The following is a 14,456-nucleotide window of genomic DNA, read 5'->3' on the forward strand; positions in this document are numbered from 1 at the left end:
CCCTACGCGGTAGTGCCACCCGTGTTCACTTCAACTCCAACTCTTCCAGGGCCGCATACTCTGGCAGCGCCGCCGTCCCACCAAGTCGCAGCAGGCGCACCAGCGGCCGCAAGCGCAGATCCCGCGTATCGGAAACGGCCTCGTTATAGAAGCGCAGCGCCAAAAACACTCGTGTCTGCGCATCCTGCAGCTCCCTTCGCACCTCCGGCGCAGACAGCTCCTGCAACTGGGATGACAGCTCGGCGGCAAAGGCACGTTCCAGGTCAAGACGGGTACCTATATCTCGGGCAGTAAGTCGAACCTCCTCGAGTGCCCGCGCGCGCTCGCGCAGTTGCGGCACAACGGCGGCCACGACCGCCGCGCGCCGATCGAGTGATGCCTGCAGCGCTTCACGGGAGCGGTCCAAGCGCATATGCAAACGATCGAGCCGTTGCGCAGTGAAATATGCCCACGCGGCGACAACCGTCATCGCAACTGCAAGGAGTACCCAGACCAGTGTCATCGTGCGTCTGCCCCCACGACCGTCTCGTAGACCGTGACAATCTGGTCGGCCACCCGCTCCCAATCAAACTCGAGGGCACGCGCACTGCCCCGCGAAACCAACGACTCACGCGCTTTGGCGTCCGCAACGAGTCGACGCAAGGTGTGCGCAAGCGCGACGTGGTTTCCCACCGGTACGAGGACACCAGCCGGCTCAGCTGCATCGGCGTCGCAGACTCGCGCGAAAGCCTCGAGGTCACTGGCGACGACCGCGCACCCTGCAGCCATAGCTTCGACCAACACGATGCCGAAGGATTCGCCCGCGGTATTCGGCGCGACATAGATGTCTGCCCTTCCCAAGATCCGGGCCTTTTCCTCGTCGCTCACCGCACCGACAACGTCCACTCCCTCGGGTGTGGTGCGGTGGTGACCCGAGCCGATGACCGTGAACCGCACGTCGGCGTCGAGAAGCTGCACCGCGCGCAAGAAGATATCGAAGCCCTTGCGGGGCTCATCAAGACGGCCGAGGAAAACAATCTCGACGGGTGCTCCCGGGCTTCGCGGGACCCGCGCGCGCCAAAACTGCGCGGTGTCGACGCCGTTGGGGATCACAATCGGGTCGGTGCCGACTTGTTCCACCTGCCAGCGGCGCGCAAGCTCGCTGACGGCAATGCCCGCATGGATCTTCTCCAGGTTCGCGCGCAGCAGCGGCAAGGCCGCGCGCAATGCATACGAGTGAGTCGCCGAGGTGTGGTACGTCGCCACGACCGGAACGCTCGCCAGCGCGGTCGCCACCATGGAGTAGCTTGGCGAGTTCGGCTCATGCACGTGCAGCACATCAAACGAACCCTCAGCGAGAAACGCCCGGGTCGTGCGTCGCACCTGCGGCCCGAATGCCACGCGCGCGACGGAGCCGTTGTAGCGCACCGGGACAGCAGGCCCACCGCGGGTCACCCACTCTGGCAGGGCCGTGCTTGCCGACGCCGGGCCGAGCACCCTCACCTCGTGACCCCGGGCCCGCAACACCCGGGCAAGATCAAGCACGTGCGCCTGCACCCCGCCTGGCCGGTCGAATGAATACGGGCAGACCATGCCGATGCGCATCTAGTCGGTGCCTCCTTGCGCCTCTGCTCTCGCCCCGCGCCTGCGTGGGTGCGCGGCCGCTTGCCACCGCGCATCGGCGGGCCAGATGGGCTGGAGCGCGTGCCAGTCCTGAGGATGTCTTGAAATGCCCGCGGCGAAGCCATCGGCAACGCGTTGCGCGGTTGCTGCAAGCGTGGTGACCTGCACCGGTTCGGACACCGAAAAACCCCAGCGCGGCCCCCGCGATGTGGGAGACGGAAACCAGGAGTGCGCCACCGTAAGCTGCGCACCTGTTTCCAGCGCCAACTTGGCGGGCCCGGCCGGCATCGTGGTCGTCTCGCCGAAGAAGCGGACCTTCACCCCGCGGCCGGCAAGGTCGCGCTCTCCCATCAGGCAGACAATGCCGCCGGCTGTAAGTACCTCTTTCAGCCGCGTGAAGGGTGGCGTCGGGGCGCCGGTGAGTGGGAGGACTTCGAAGCCGAGCCCTTCGCGAAATTCCACGAAGGCGTCATACAAGGCCTCGGGCTTGACCCGCTCAGCAACGGTGGTAAACCCGCCGTAGTGGTGTGCAAGCCACATTCCCGCCATATCCCAGTTGCCACTGTGCGGGAGGGTGAGAATCAAGCCTCTCCCCTTGTCTAAGGCGGCGTCGATATGCGCACGGCCCTCCACCCCGGCATCGAGCTCACGCAAGAGGCCTGGCGCACCGGCAAGCTGAGGCAGTCGAAACACCTCGTGCCAATAGCGCGCGTAGGATCGTGTCGCCTCGCGCACGAGCGCGCGAGTCACACCGGCTGGGCCGACGACGCGGGTGAGGTTGCGGCGCAGCATTTCCATCCCTGCACCCTCTCGGGACAGCCTATCCGCGCCACGTGCGAACACGGACGCGGTCCACGCTTCGGGCATGGTGCCCACGAGCTTCCAACCCGCCAAGTAACCCGCGGTAGCGAGGTCGATGCGCGCCATTTACGCCCCCGGCGGCGGCGCAAGTCGTTCGTCGGACTGGGGGTCGCGTGCCGCGAACACGAGCCGCTGCACCACGGTGATCACCGACCCGACAAGCAGGAGCCAAATCGACACCACGATGGCGCCGCCGACACCGCAACCTTCGAGCACGAGCCCGACGACCGCGAGGATGAGGCGTTCTGGGCGCTCAATCAGCCCGCCGACAATGCGTAGACCGCCAGCCTCACCGCGAGCCTTGACGTAACTGATCACCTGCGACAGCACAAGCACGGCGAGACACGCGGCGACGTGTGCTGGACGCGTCTCGTCCACGTAAACCATCCACAGCGCGATGGCGGCGAATAGCGCGCCGTCGGTAATGCGGTCGCAGCTGGCGTCCAGCGTGGCCCCGAAAGCCGTGCCTCCGCCGGAAAGACGCGCCATCGTGCCGTCGACCATGTCGAAGGCGGCGAAGAAGATGCTCAGCACAGCGGCCCACACCAGGTGGTCCGTTGGGATGAGCACAGCCGCGGCGAGCGCGGTTGCCGCGGTACCTACCAACGTGGTCACATTCGGTGTCAGCCCCATGCGCAACAACGTTTTCGCCACTGGTTTGACCACAACGGAGGCGGGCTTGCGCCCGTGCACGCTAAGCATCGTTTCCTCCTTCTTCGTCCGTGGCCTTCCCCGGCCAGGCGTCGGCAAGCAGTTGGCGGGTTTCGCGCAGTAGCTGCGGTAGCACTTTGGTCCCGCCAATGACTGTCATGAAGTTTGAGTCACCCGCCCAGCGCGGCACAACGTGGAGGTGTAGGTGGTCGCCGACGGAGCCGCCAGCTGCCTTCCCCAGGTTTAAGCCGACGTTGATTGCCTCGGGCGTCGACACCGTCTTCAGCGTTCGAACGGCGCGCTTGGCAAAGACCATGAGCTCCGCAGTCTCTGCGTCCGTCAGCGCCTCCAGCTCTGCCACCTTGCGGTAAGGCACAACCATCAGGTGTCCCGCGTTGTACGGGTACAGGTTGAGCAGGGCGTAGACCGTCTCGCCGCGGGCGATGATCAGACCATCTTCGTCGCTGCCCTTGGGAATGTCCACGAACGGATCCGAACTCCGCTTCGGCGCTGTGGCGATGTAGTTGGACCGGTACGGTGCCCAGAGGCGCTGCAGCCGGTCCCGATCACCCGCCCCGCAGTCGACGTAGTCTCCTGCGTTGTCGGCGTTAGTTCCCACGGCGGGCCGCAATGGCTTCCTCGCTCGGTTGCTCATTGCGCTTGGCTTCGACCCACTCGATGATCAGCGCCACAGCCTCATCGACGGGCACGCCATTGACCTGGGTGCCGTCCAGGAAGCGGAAGCTCACCGCGTCCGCCTCCACGTCACGCGCGCCGGCGACGAGCATGAACGGCACCTTGCCGGTAGTGTGCGTGCGGATCTTCTTCTGCATGCGGTCGTCCGAGTGATCCACCTCAGCGCGAATACCGGCCTCACGCAGCTTCGCTACCACTGCGTCGAGGTGCGGAGCGAACTCGTCGGCGACCGGAATGCCCATCACCTGATGCGGCGCGAGCCACGCCGGGAACGCACCCGCGTAGTGCTCCAGCAGCACGCCGAAGAAGCGCTCGATCGAGCCGAACAGTGCGCGGTGGATCATCACCGGGCGGGTCTTTGACCCGTCCGGAGCGGTGTACTCCAGGTTGAAGCGCTCCGGCAGGTTGAAATCCAGCTGCACCGTGGACATCTGCCACGTGCGCCCGATTGCGTCGCGGGCCTGCACGGAAATCTTCGGGCCATAGAACGCCGCGCCGGCCGGGTCGGGAACAAGCTCCAGGCCGGACTTTTCAGCCACGGACTGCAGGATGTTGGTGGAGCGCTCCCAAATTTCGTCGTCGCCGATGTACTTCTCTGGATCCTTGGTGGACAGCTCCAGGTAGAAGTCGTCCAACCCGTAGTCCTGCAGCAAGGAGATGATGAACTCGAGCACGCTGGTGAGCTCTTCTTCCAGCTGGTCCTCGGTGCAGTAAATGTGCGCATCGTCCTGCGTAAACCCGCGCGCACGGGTCAGGCCGTGCACCACGCCGGACTTTTCGTAGCGGTAGACGGTGCCAAACTCGAACAGCCGCAGCGGCAGTTCGCGGTAGGAACGCCCGCGCGAATCGAAGATCAGGTTGTGCATCGGGCAGTTCATCGGCTTGACGTAGTAGTCGACGGCTTGCTTGGTCACGTTGCCGTCTTCGTCAACCTCTCCGTCGAGCTGCATCGGCGGGAACATGCCGTCCGCGTACCAGTCCAGGTGGCCCGACTTTTGGAAGAGCTCGCCCTTGGTCACGTGCGGGGTGTTGACAAAGGAGTACCCCGCCTTAAGATGGCGCTGCCGGGAGTGCTCCTCCATCACCATACGGACGATGCCGCCATCCGGGTGGAAGACCGGCAGACCCGAGCCGACCTCATCCGGGAAGGAGAACAGGTCCATCTCGTTGCCCAGTCGGCGGTGGTCACGCTTCTCCGCCTCCGCGAGCATGGTGAGGTATTCGTCGAGTTTCTCCTTGGACTCCCATGCCGTGCCGTAGACACGCTGCAGGCCGGCGTTGTTTTGGTCACCGCGCCAGTAGGCAGCAGAGGAACGCGTAAGCGCGAACGCCGGGATGTACTTCGTCGTGGGCACGTGCGGGCCGCGGCACAGGTCGAACCACTCCACGTCACCCGTACGCGGGTTGACGTTGTCGTAGTAGGTCAGCTCGCCGGCGCCGATCTCGGTTGCTTCGTCCGAGTTCGGGTCCACGTTGCCTTTGTCTTGGATCAGCTCAAGCTTGTACGGCTCGTCCGCGAGCTTTTCCGACGCCACCTCGGCGGATTCGAAGACGCCGCGGGCGAACTTCTGGCCCTGCTTAATGATCTTCTTCATCCGGCGCTCGAGCTTTTTCAAGTCCTCCGGAGTGAAGGGCTCTGCGACGTCAAAGTCGTAGTAGAACCCGCCATCAATCGCCGGACCGATGCCCAGCTTGGTGCCCGGGAACTCCGCCTGTACCGCCTGCGCCAGGACGTGCGCGCAGGAGTGACGGATGACCGATCGCCCCAGCTCAGTATTCGCAGCAACCGGGTGAAACGTCGCGGTTGCCTCCGGTACATGCGAGAGGTCTACCAGCTCGCCCGCTTCGTTTTGCACAACGACGATGGCGTTCTCGCCGCGGTTGGGTAGGTTCAGCTCGCGCATTGCCGCACCCACAGGGGTGCCTGCGGGCACCTCAAAGGGCTCGAACTCTTGCACGTTGACATCGGCTACATCGGTGGCCATTGGCGCTCCTTTGCGCATCTTTGGGGTCCGCCGTACCTGGGCGCACCCCTTCAAGTTCACAGTTCGTCATGCACCGGGCGCACAGACCCGGCACGTCGTTGCACATCCTACCCCGCCGGTGCGTGCGATCGCGGGTCGGCGGGGGCTCGGGGCGTCGAAAAGCGTGCTAGCTCTCGAGCAGCGACTGCCCCCAGTATTCGCTCTCTCCCACCCCGGGCACGATGTAGTAGACCGCCGAACCGATATGAGTAATCCACTCGTTGAGACGATCCACCTCGTCGAGGTGCTTGAGCATCGGAGTAAAGCTCGCATCCGGGTCGCGCTGATACGCCATAAACACCAGGCCAGCGTTGGACAACTGGCCTGAGCCAGGCTCGGGCGGCAAGTTGTAGTTGTAGGGACGGCGCAGAATCTGCGTACCCGCGTCGCGGGCGCGCGCCATGTGCGAGTTGGGGTCGATGACCGGAAGGCCGTACTCATCGCGTGCGGCAAAATCAGGGTCCGCGAACTCGCCACCGCCAGTTAACGGCGCGCCCGTATCCAGGGTGCGGCCGACGACCTCCTCGCGGGAGCGTCGATCCAAAAGCTCCCACTCGTCGAGGTTCATCGCGATGCGACGCACCACCAACGACGTGCCTCCCGCGAAAGGCCCCTCAGGGATCCAGACCTGCTCGTCAAACTCCTCCTCGCTATGCGGGTTGACCGTCCCGTCCACCTGGCCGAACAGGTTGCGCGGGGTCTCGCCCTCCGGCGTGGCCCCGTGCGCGTTGACAAAGCCCTGCTGTACCCAGGCCGTCTCGACGTAGTCCACGCCAGCACGCGTCATGTGCCGCATCGCCCACGCGCCCATCACCGGATCATCGCAGCAGATCTGCAGCACCAGGTCGGTCTGGCCCCACTTGGGATCGAGCCGATCGCGACTCATCGCCGGAATATCATGCAGCCACTCCGGTGTGTCCAGTTTCGCCGCATGAAAGAGCCCTTCGCCAAACCCGCAAGTCAAGGAAAGATTCGCGGGCCATGCGGTCATTTCCGGCTCGAGGCTGCCAAGCGGATTCTGTCCATGTGCGAGCCGCCGCGCGTCCTCGGTCCACAGCCGCATGAGACGCGCGACCGCCTTCGCGTCGGCCCCATCCTTCAGGTTGAAGCCGATGAGGTTCAGACTCGCCTGCGCCGGCGTCGCTACGCCCGCCTGGTGCTTGCCGTGAAAGCTCACGGTCGCCTCCCGCAGCGGAAGTGGCGCGGGCTCCGGTTCATCAGCGCAAGCGGCGAGCATGCTTAACGACGCCACGCCCGCCCCACCTGCCAAAAATCCCCGTCGCGAAACCGCCATGGTGAAAGCTCACTGCTCCTTTACTCGTGCGCGCTGTGATCCATCTCTTCGTGGTTCATCTCTTCATGGTTCATACTGGCGTGGCCGGAAAGTTGACCATCCTCGCCGTAATCCTCGCCGCCGGGAAGCATGGAGCGCACAGCGACGCCCGCCACCTCGATGCTCTCGCCGTCGGAAGTTTCAAAAATGACGTCAACGACGTCGCCGGCGGGGATCTCCGGGGCGTAGCCCATGACCATCAGGTGGTCGCCGCCCGGAGCAAGCTCGACGGTACCTCCGGCGGGGACGGTCAGTCCGCCTTCTTTCTTGCGCATGGTGCCGTCAACGGTTTCGTGAATCTCGTATGTGGCCTCGCCCAGCGAAGTCGTGAAGCCGGTGATGGTGATGTCCTCATCCGCAGTGTTGTGGATGGTGCCGAAGACGGCAGTCATCTCTGTGCCGTCTTCTGCGTCGGCGGCGGCTTTCGCGCGCACCGTGGCGTTCTCCAGCTTCAGCTCACCTTCGCCCAGCAGTTCACCTTCAACAGAGTCTGCGGCCGCGGACTCCTCAGCTGCGCCCGAGGATGCTGCGGCGGATGCCTCAGCAGTCGTCGCTTCGGTCTGCGTGGAGTCCTGCTCGTTCGCAGGGCTGCACGCGCCTAACGCCAGGGCGGTCGCTGCAGCAAGTGCAATAGCGGAGGGACGGGAGATATTCATGCGATGCTCTTTTCTCTCAGACGAACTCACGCCGAGTTCGTATCTTTGGTGTACCTACTTCTTGCGACGCCCAACGACTACGATTCCTGCGCCGATGACGGCGATGACTGCGACGATGATGCCGATAATGACACCGGCGTTCATACCCACGCCCTGCCCTTCCGAATCGCCCGACGAAGCATCGGCTACATCGTCAGCTGTGGCTTCCTGCTCTCCAGAGGCCGGCTCATAGCTAAAGGTAGTCCGACCTTTTGTTGAGTGCCCATCAGAGGAAATGATCTGAAAACCAACCTGATATTCACCCGGTTCGGCGGATCCCTCGACCTCGGCCGGCACATCGACCGTCACGAAGCGGTCATCAATCTCAGGCTCCGCGGTAAACAGAATTTCGCCATCACTGATCCGAGAGAGAGCAACGGTATTAAAACCCTCTTTCGGCTGCCCAGAGAACTCGAGGGTAATCGAGTCCGGAAACACCGTGACCACAGCTTCGTTCTCAGGACTGCCACCGATCACTGAATCGTGAGCACTTGCCATTGGAGCTCCCAACGCGGCAAGTCCGGCGATCGCGCCAGCGGTTGCCAATGCGCACTGTTTTTGCAGTGTGTGCTGGGAAAGGCGTTGCAACAAGGGGCTCTCCTTTTCTTGGTCGCGCGGAACTGTGTGGCCCACGGTCCCGCTTAGCAGAGTAGTCGGTCCACGGACACCAAAAGTTCCCGGCCCACCAACTTTGGTTTGACGCCCCCTTTAACCTCCCGAAGCATGAAGGCAAAAGAAAAACAGCCGCCAGACATCTGGCGGCTGTCACTGCCGTGGTCCTAGCTGGGATCGAACCAGCGACCTTTCCGGTGTGAACGGAACGCTCTTCCACTGAGCCATAGGACCGAACGAGTAAGTACTCTACAACGCCCACATCGAATTTCACGAATCCGCAGGACACAGGCCATGTTTGGGGTAACACGCCCCCCGTCCGAAGCACGCGCAGGGGCAAACTACAGGACTGTAACTCAAATGCTGGATCCAGCGATGCAAAGCCTTTCGATTTACGCATGTGACCTCACGATTTGGACTCTGGTTGGCAACAGGTTAATGTTTTATCTCGCACAATGCAGTGCATGCGGATGTAGCGCAGTTGGTAGCGCATCACCTTGCCAAGGTGAGGGTCGCGAGTTCGAGTCTCGTCATCCGCTCCAATCCCCCTGAAGGGATGAGCGCGATTAGCTCAGCGGTAGAGCACTACCTCGACACGGTAGGGGTCACTGGTTCGATCCCAGTATCGCGCACAGAGTCCACTATGGGCTCACTGGTAAACCTCGTGTTTACTTTGCGGATGTAGCGCAGTTGGTAGCGCATCACCTTGCCAAGGTGAGGGTCGCGAGTTCGAGTCTCGTCATCCGCTCCAAGTACATATGGGTACTTTTGGAGGATAGCTCCACGGTGGATTGGTCGAGTGGTTAGGCAACGGTCTGCAAAACCGTGTACACGGGTTCGATTCCCGTATCCACCTCCAAGCTGGAAACAGCCTGCGCGATTAGCTCAGCGGTAGAGCACTACCTCGACACGGTAGGGGTCACTGGTTCGATCCCAGTATCGCGCACAGAGTCCACTATGGGCTCACTGGTAAACCTCGTGTTTACTTTGCGGATGTAGCGCAGTTGGTAGCGCATCACCTTGCCAAGGTGAGGGTCGCGAGTTCGAGTCTCGTCATCCGCTCCACGAGTGACTATGCCCCCGGTCTTTCCCGGGGGCATAGTTGTTTTCTCGGTGGTTGGAGGGGTTAAACGAGGGGCCCCGAGAACGAGCCTCGCCTCCAATCCGAGCCTCCCGCCTACTCGCCAGGTGTCTGGCTTTCCAGCTGTTCGAGAAACAGCCGCGCGACCGTGAACTCCAGCGGCTCCTCCCGCGGATCGGAGTAGGTCTTCTCCCCTGCCCGGCGCGCCAGTTGCTCGCGCGCCAGCGAGACGATGGCCTCCAATCCTCCGGACGAAACCTGCATCGGGTTCTTCGTTGTCTGCACCAGTTTGGGGTCGATACCCATATCTGCTGCAATCGCGCGGAACAGCGCCTTGTCTTGGTTCATCTCTGCCCCTCGGGTCACCCGGGGATGGATACGCAGCGCGAGGTCGACTGCCTCGTGAGTCTGCCACACCTGGATGTGGCGCTCGGGCTCTGCGATGAGGCGCTCATAGAAGTCTGGGATGAAGCGCTCTCGGGTGAAGTTCGCTTGAATCCCCTGACGCACCTGGATATCCCATTGCTGGAGGAAGTCTTCTGCGTCGGCGGCGATGGCTTTCCCGCCCAGGAACAGCGCATCCGCGCCCGCGCCGGTGATCAATGCCCCGTCGATACCGCACTCTTGCCGATGCTTGTCGACGGCCACCAAGATGGCACCAGAGAGCACTTCCCATGGCTCGGCGGACTCGAGCCGCTCGACGGTTTCAGCAAGCAGCCGCTCCAGTGCATCACCGCGTGGGGCAATCACGTGGTGCTCGAAGCCAAGTGCGCGTGCTACTTCGCGTGCCACGCGGGTTTCCTCTGCAGCCTGTGGCGAGGACTCATGGCTAAACGTCACTGCGAGGACGTCGGTGCGCAGCCGGGCGAGCGCCGACGCGATGAGGATCGAGTCGACTCCGCCTGAGAGCATGAGCACAGGGCGTCCCGGCCAGCGATCCAGCACCGCTGTCAGGCGCGCGTCGAGGTAATCGACGATGGCGTGCTTCGCTGGCGCATATTCGGTGATGTCGTACGTACCTGGCTCGATGTTGCGTTGATCGGCGACGTATTCGCAACCCTTATCCGTTATGGCCATGTTTCGTCCTTTCTTCAAGCACCGCAATTCGCTGCTGCAGCTCTCGTATCTGCTTTCGCCGAGTCTTTACCACCACCGGCTCGGCGTGTGTATGGCGGTAGACCGCCACGTGCACCATCCAGGAAAACGCGCCCAGGATGACCCCGGCGGTGAGGATCAAGCCGAATCTCTCGAGCGTACCCACATTCTCCAGCCCGGCGAGTGAAATATTGAAGGACAACACGCCGATAACTGCGAGGAATACGGACAGGATCTCAATGCTCCGCAACAGGCTATTTCGCGACTCAGCTTCGATCTTCTCCGACATGCGTTCTACCTCAGTGCTCACGTGCGCTAGCTCCTCGTCGACGCGGCCCTGGATCGAGTTTTGGACCTGGCGCTCCGTTGCAATCATCATCCGGTAGGAGACGAATTCTCCGTGCAGTACGGTCGCGTCGGCGGGCAGGTTCTTGATAGCCATCTGTACCGAGTGCAAGGCTTCTGCGTAAAAGTCGTCGCGGGTGCGAACTGTGTGTCCGGAAAACAGGTCGGAGCGTGGTGCGGCTTCAATGGCGGCCATGCGCCGGTAGCCTTCTGCCCGCCGGTAGTGCGCAACAAAGTCATTCGGCGAGTGGTACCGCAAGATCGCCTCCGAGAAGGCAAGAATCTGCTCCCCGTACTCGGTATCTGGGTACAGCCACAGCCCGTGCAGCATCAGGTGCTTGATCTTGAGTGGCACGGATTCAAGTTGCGAGGCCGTCAATTCCTTATCGCCGTGCGATACCCCTACAGCGTCGAACACGTGTTGCGAGTCGATTCTGCGCCCCGAAAGCAACCGGGCGAAAGTCAGAAAGACCTGGTTGAGGTTGACGGTCACCGAGAGGTCGTGAAAGCGCAAGGGTGCATCGTTGGCCATGTCGAGCACGCGCCGGATGCCGTCGTGGTCGAAGTTGAAGCGGTGCAGTTGCAGCTCGATGAGGATGAGCGCGAACTCCGCCGTGCGAGATTGCTTTGCCCACTCCGGTAGCAGCCGCAGCCACTCCTCGTTGTGCTGGCCGAGACACAGCTCGCGTGCTCTCCACGTCGCATCGGTCACCGCATTGAACATCGCTTCAAAGGCGTCGAGCTCACGGTAGACGGTGTGTCCAAACACCTCGTGCGCAAGCTCGCAGACGAGTTGTTTCCAGCCAACACCTGTCGTGTCGGAGCTAAACAGGGCGGCGAAAAGCCGGTCCGGGCTTTCGCCGCCCACCCATACCCGCTGCGCTTCCTCTACGAGCGGTAGCCGATCGACCACGTGTGTTTCCTCCAAATGTCCCTGCAGTCGGATGTGTACGCTTGACGCCATGGTAGACGCGCGCACGACTGTTGACCCAACACAACTGCTAGGTCCTGTGCTCCCCCCTTCAGTCCCCCAGCTGCGATTACTGGCCGTGATGACTGCCTCCGGCGCGGCGACAATCGACGGCACCTCTCGCTCACTCGGCAACAGCATCGACTCGGAGCTTCTCAACCTGCTGCGCGTGTGGTCGGATGCGGTGTTGGTAGGTGGCGGCACCGCGCGTGCCGAGAACTATTTTGGGGTTAAGTGCACCGACGAAGACAAGGCGAAGCGTCGAGCGCGCGGACAAGCCGAAGTTCCGCCGCTGGCGATCATTACCAACAGCTTCGACTTCGATGTCAACACCCAGCTCTTCTACGACACGGAGGTGTCCCCGCTCTTCCTCGCCCCGCAGCAACGCGTCGATGACCCAGCGCTCGAGGAGCGTCGGGAAGCACTTCGCGCAGCTGGCGGCCGCATCCTTTCCACTGGTGACGGATCCGCGCACGCAATTCTCGGTGCCCTGCGTGCGAAGGGTTTCAACCGCATTGCCTGCGAAGGCGGGCCCGGGCTCTACGGCATGCTGCTTTCCGCCGGTCTTGGCGACATTTTGCACCTGACTATCGATCCGACGTTGCAAGGCAACGTGGAAAGGCCGCTTTTCGGCGGCGGTGGGGACTACACCGTGTCACTGCACGTCGAAGATGTGCGGGTGAGCGAAGATTCGATGATGTTCGTGCGCTACCGCATGCCGGGCGCCGCCGCTTCCCGTGAGGAGTAAAGGATTCGGTACGGTTGTGCGCGTGACGTACGCGCAAAGGACGCGCCCTGACTGGGCGCAACGCTTAGATACTTACTGGACTGCACCCGCCCCATTCGTGGCGGAAGGTTCGCGCACGCTTTCCACGCCCGCCGCCCGCACGGCGCGCGCCGCGGCCTGGCCACTGGCGATTCTGCTGATCATCCACCGCGTGTTCGTGCTCGCAAGGCAAGGCTCGCCAACGGACGATTTCACCACCGTGTGGGCTGCAGCCCGCAGGTTTGTGGAACGCGTGCCTGTCTACAACGAGGTCTACCACTACGTCGACCCGCACTACCTGTACAACCCCGGCGCCACCTTGTTGCTTGCCCCGCTCGGGTTCGCAGCGGACCCGAACGCTGTGCGCCCGCTGTTCATCCTCGCAAACGCACTCGCCATCATCGCTGCGCTCGCCTGGTGCACCACATTGGCGGGGCGCAGCCTCCGTGGCCCGGTGTTTCCCGTCGCGCTCGCGCTCGCCTTCGCCACCGAAGCGGTGACGAACACCTTGGTGTTCTCCAATATCAACGGCATCCTGCTGCTCGCGCTCACCGCTTTTCTCGCCAGCTACCGCGCACGCCGCAACATCGCGGCCGGCGTGGTGCTGGGACTTGCCATCTTGATCAAGCCGATGTTCGCGCCCCTGCTTGTGCTGCCGCTCATGCAACTGCGCTGGCGCACCCTGCTCGCGGGCATCGCCGTACCGATCCTGCTCAATGCAATCGCCTGGCCGCTCACCCCGGGCGCGGGCGACTACTTTGGCAAACTCGTCCCTTATCTCGGCACCACCCGCGACTACGCCAACTCATCACTGGCCGGTTTCGCTGTCTACTTCGGTATGCCGGGATGGCTGCACGCCGTGTGCTTCGTCCTCTTCGCCGCTGCCGTAGCAATCGCAGTGCTCGGCTTGGCTCGCTGGCGCTTTTCCGACGAGTGGCTCTGGCTCACCTGTTCCACAGCGGTCCTGCTCGCCGGCGTTTGCCTGCTCAGTTCTTTGGGTCAGGCGTACTACACCATGATGCTCTTCCCGGCGGCCTTTACCGCACTCAACCGTACTAGCCCCTTCCACATCGGCACGGTGTGGCTGGGGCTCATCCTGTGCGTGAGCCCGCTGCGCTTCGATGTCGAGGTCATGGGGCTGGGCGGACGCTGGCTTGGTACCTTCTTGCCCACGGCTGGGTGGGCCATATTCATCGTGGCGGTGGCCGCGTGGGTAGTCTCGGTGCAAATGCACACGTCGGCTAAGGAGGACCATCATGGCTAAAGACACCCCCGATTTTTCCTCGCTGTCCCCGCAGGAGTGGAAGGAAAGGCTCACTCCCGAGGAGTACCACGTGCTGCGCGAGGCCGGGACCGAGCCCCCGGGCGTGGGCGAATACACCGACACCACGACGGAGGGGGTCTACCGCTGTCGCGCCTGCAACGCCGAGTTGTTCCGCTCCTCCTCCAAATTCGACGCGCACTGCGGCTGGCCGGCCTTTTTCACCCCGCTGGCCGGCGACGCCGTCATCGAGCGCGAGGATCGCTCCCTCGGCATGGTGCGCACCGAGGTGTTGTGCGCCAATTGCCACTCGCACCTCGGCCACGTTTTCGCCGGCGAGGGCTTCGACACCCCGACCGATCTGCGCTACTGCATCAACTCAATCTCGCTGACCCTCGAAAAGCGCTAGCTTCTCGCTTGTCGACGTCGCGTGGCCTGCCCCGCGACGTCGACAAGCATGCTGC

At 63.0% G+C, this 14,456-nt stretch carries 14 protein-coding genes and 7 tRNA genes; 9 read left to right on the forward strand and 12 right to left on the reverse strand.

Translation table 11 applies throughout. The features are described 5' to 3' along the window. Positions 1 to 25: 25 nt before the first annotated feature. From M3G14_RS00065 to M3G14_RS00110, 10 genes are all read right to left on the reverse strand, one after another. Positions 26 to 412, reverse strand: a complete 387-nt coding sequence (locus tag M3G14_RS00065; protein ID WP_311201333.1) for a hypothetical protein — start codon at positions 410 to 412, stop codon at positions 26 to 28. An 86-nt stretch (positions 413 to 498) separates the two neighbouring features. Next, positions 499 to 1,584, reverse strand: coding sequence for a glycosyltransferase family 4 protein (locus M3G14_RS00070; protein WP_259923755.1), 1,086 nt, complete (start codon positions 1,582 to 1,584; stop codon positions 499 to 501). Then, positions 1,585 to 2,529 carry a phosphatidylinositol mannoside acyltransferase gene (locus M3G14_RS00075; RefSeq protein ID WP_259923756.1) on the reverse strand — a complete coding sequence of 315 codons (945 nt, stop codon included), beginning with the start codon at positions 2,527 to 2,529 and terminating at the stop codon, positions 1,585 to 1,587. Then, on the reverse strand, positions 2,530 to 3,165 hold the full coding sequence (gene pgsA, locus M3G14_RS00080) for a phosphatidylinositol phosphate synthase (RefSeq protein WP_259923757.1): 636 nt from the start codon (positions 3,163 to 3,165) through the stop codon (positions 2,530 to 2,532). Further along, on the reverse strand, positions 3,158 to 3,769 hold the full coding sequence (locus M3G14_RS00085) for an HIT domain-containing protein (protein WP_259923758.1): 612 nt from the start codon (positions 3,767 to 3,769) through the stop codon (positions 3,158 to 3,160). Before M3G14_RS00085 ends, pgsA begins: the two co-directional genes overlap by 8 nt. Beyond that, positions 3,723 to 5,795 (reverse strand): threonine--tRNA ligase, encoded by a 2,073-nt coding sequence (thrS, locus tag M3G14_RS00090; RefSeq protein ID WP_259923759.1) that lies wholly within the window; start codon positions 5,793 to 5,795, stop codon positions 3,723 to 3,725. Before thrS ends, M3G14_RS00085 begins: the two co-directional genes overlap by 47 nt. 166 nt (positions 5,796 to 5,961) lie before the next feature. Further along, positions 5,962 to 7,128, reverse strand: coding sequence for a Dyp-type peroxidase (locus tag M3G14_RS00095; RefSeq protein ID WP_259923760.1), 1,167 nt, complete (start codon positions 7,126 to 7,128; stop codon positions 5,962 to 5,964). A 20-nt stretch (positions 7,129 to 7,148) separates the two neighbouring features. Further along, positions 7,149 to 7,823, reverse strand: a complete 675-nt coding sequence (locus M3G14_RS00100) for a copper chaperone PCu(A)C (protein ID WP_259923762.1) — start codon at positions 7,821 to 7,823, stop codon at positions 7,149 to 7,151. Positions 7,824 to 7,877: 54 nt separating this feature from the next. Continuing rightward, on the reverse strand, positions 7,878 to 8,453 hold the full coding sequence (locus tag M3G14_RS00105) for a copper resistance CopC family protein (protein WP_259923763.1): 576 nt from the start codon (positions 8,451 to 8,453) through the stop codon (positions 7,878 to 7,880). 183 nt (positions 8,454 to 8,636) lie between these two features. Further along, positions 8,637 to 8,708 (reverse strand) — tRNA-Val (locus M3G14_RS00110). 232 nt (positions 8,709 to 8,940) lie between these two features. Here M3G14_RS00110 and M3G14_RS00115 point away from each other — a divergent pair. The 6 genes from M3G14_RS00115 to M3G14_RS00140 all read left to right on the forward strand — a co-directional run bounded on the left by M3G14_RS00115 (position 8,941) and on the right by M3G14_RS00140 (position 9,539). Beyond that, positions 8,941 to 9,016, forward strand: a tRNA-Gly gene (locus M3G14_RS00115). An 18-nt stretch (positions 9,017 to 9,034) separates the two neighbouring features. Then, positions 9,035 to 9,106 (forward strand) — tRNA-Val (locus M3G14_RS00120). A gap of 43 nt (positions 9,107 to 9,149) precedes the next feature. Continuing rightward, a tRNA-Gly gene (locus M3G14_RS00125) sits at positions 9,150 to 9,225 on the forward strand. Positions 9,226 to 9,259: 34 nt separating this feature from the next. Then, a tRNA-Cys gene (locus M3G14_RS00130) sits at positions 9,260 to 9,333 on the forward strand. Between the two features lie 15 nt (positions 9,334 to 9,348). Then, a tRNA-Val gene (locus M3G14_RS00135) sits at positions 9,349 to 9,420 on the forward strand. Between the two features lie 43 nt (positions 9,421 to 9,463). Then, positions 9,464 to 9,539, forward strand: a tRNA-Gly gene (locus tag M3G14_RS00140). Between the two features lie 112 nt (positions 9,540 to 9,651). On the opposite strand, the gene M3G14_RS00145 is transcribed toward M3G14_RS00140, so the two are convergent. Beyond that, the gene (locus tag M3G14_RS00145) at positions 9,652 to 10,632 is read right to left on the reverse strand and encodes an asparagine synthase C-terminal domain-containing protein (RefSeq protein ID WP_259923764.1); all 981 of its coding nucleotides are present in this window, start codon (positions 10,630 to 10,632) and stop codon (positions 9,652 to 9,654) included. After that, the gene (locus tag M3G14_RS00150) at positions 10,616 to 11,908 is read right to left on the reverse strand and encodes a hypothetical protein (RefSeq protein ID WP_259923765.1); all 1,293 of its coding nucleotides are present in this window, start codon (positions 11,906 to 11,908) and stop codon (positions 10,616 to 10,618) included. Before M3G14_RS00150 ends, M3G14_RS00145 begins: the two co-directional genes overlap by 17 nt. 49 nt (positions 11,909 to 11,957) lie before the next feature. On the opposite strand from M3G14_RS00150, the gene M3G14_RS00155 reads away from it, so the two are divergent. Genes M3G14_RS00155 through msrB form a run of 3 tightly spaced genes read left to right on the forward strand, consistent with a single transcriptional unit; the run spans position 11,958 to position 14,401 of the window. Beyond that, the gene (locus M3G14_RS00155; protein ID WP_259923766.1) at positions 11,958 to 12,713 is read left to right on the forward strand and encodes a pyrimidine reductase family protein; all 756 of its coding nucleotides are present in this window, start codon (positions 11,958 to 11,960) and stop codon (positions 12,711 to 12,713) included. 22 nt (positions 12,714 to 12,735) lie between these two features. Then, positions 12,736 to 13,995 (forward strand): glycosyltransferase family 87 protein, encoded by a 1,260-nt coding sequence (locus M3G14_RS00160; RefSeq protein WP_259923767.1) that lies wholly within the window; start codon positions 12,736 to 12,738, stop codon positions 13,993 to 13,995. After that, positions 13,988 to 14,401 carry a peptide-methionine (R)-S-oxide reductase MsrB gene (gene msrB, locus M3G14_RS00165; protein ID WP_259923768.1) on the forward strand — a complete coding sequence of 138 codons (414 nt, stop codon included), beginning with the start codon at positions 13,988 to 13,990 and terminating at the stop codon, positions 14,399 to 14,401. Before M3G14_RS00160 ends, msrB begins: the two co-directional genes overlap by 8 nt. Positions 14,402 to 14,456 lie beyond the last annotated feature (55 nt).

The organism is Corynebacterium sp. p3-SID1056 (assembly GCF_025152525.1).
Lineage (GTDB): Bacteria > Actinomycetota > Actinomycetes > Mycobacteriales > Mycobacteriaceae > Corynebacterium.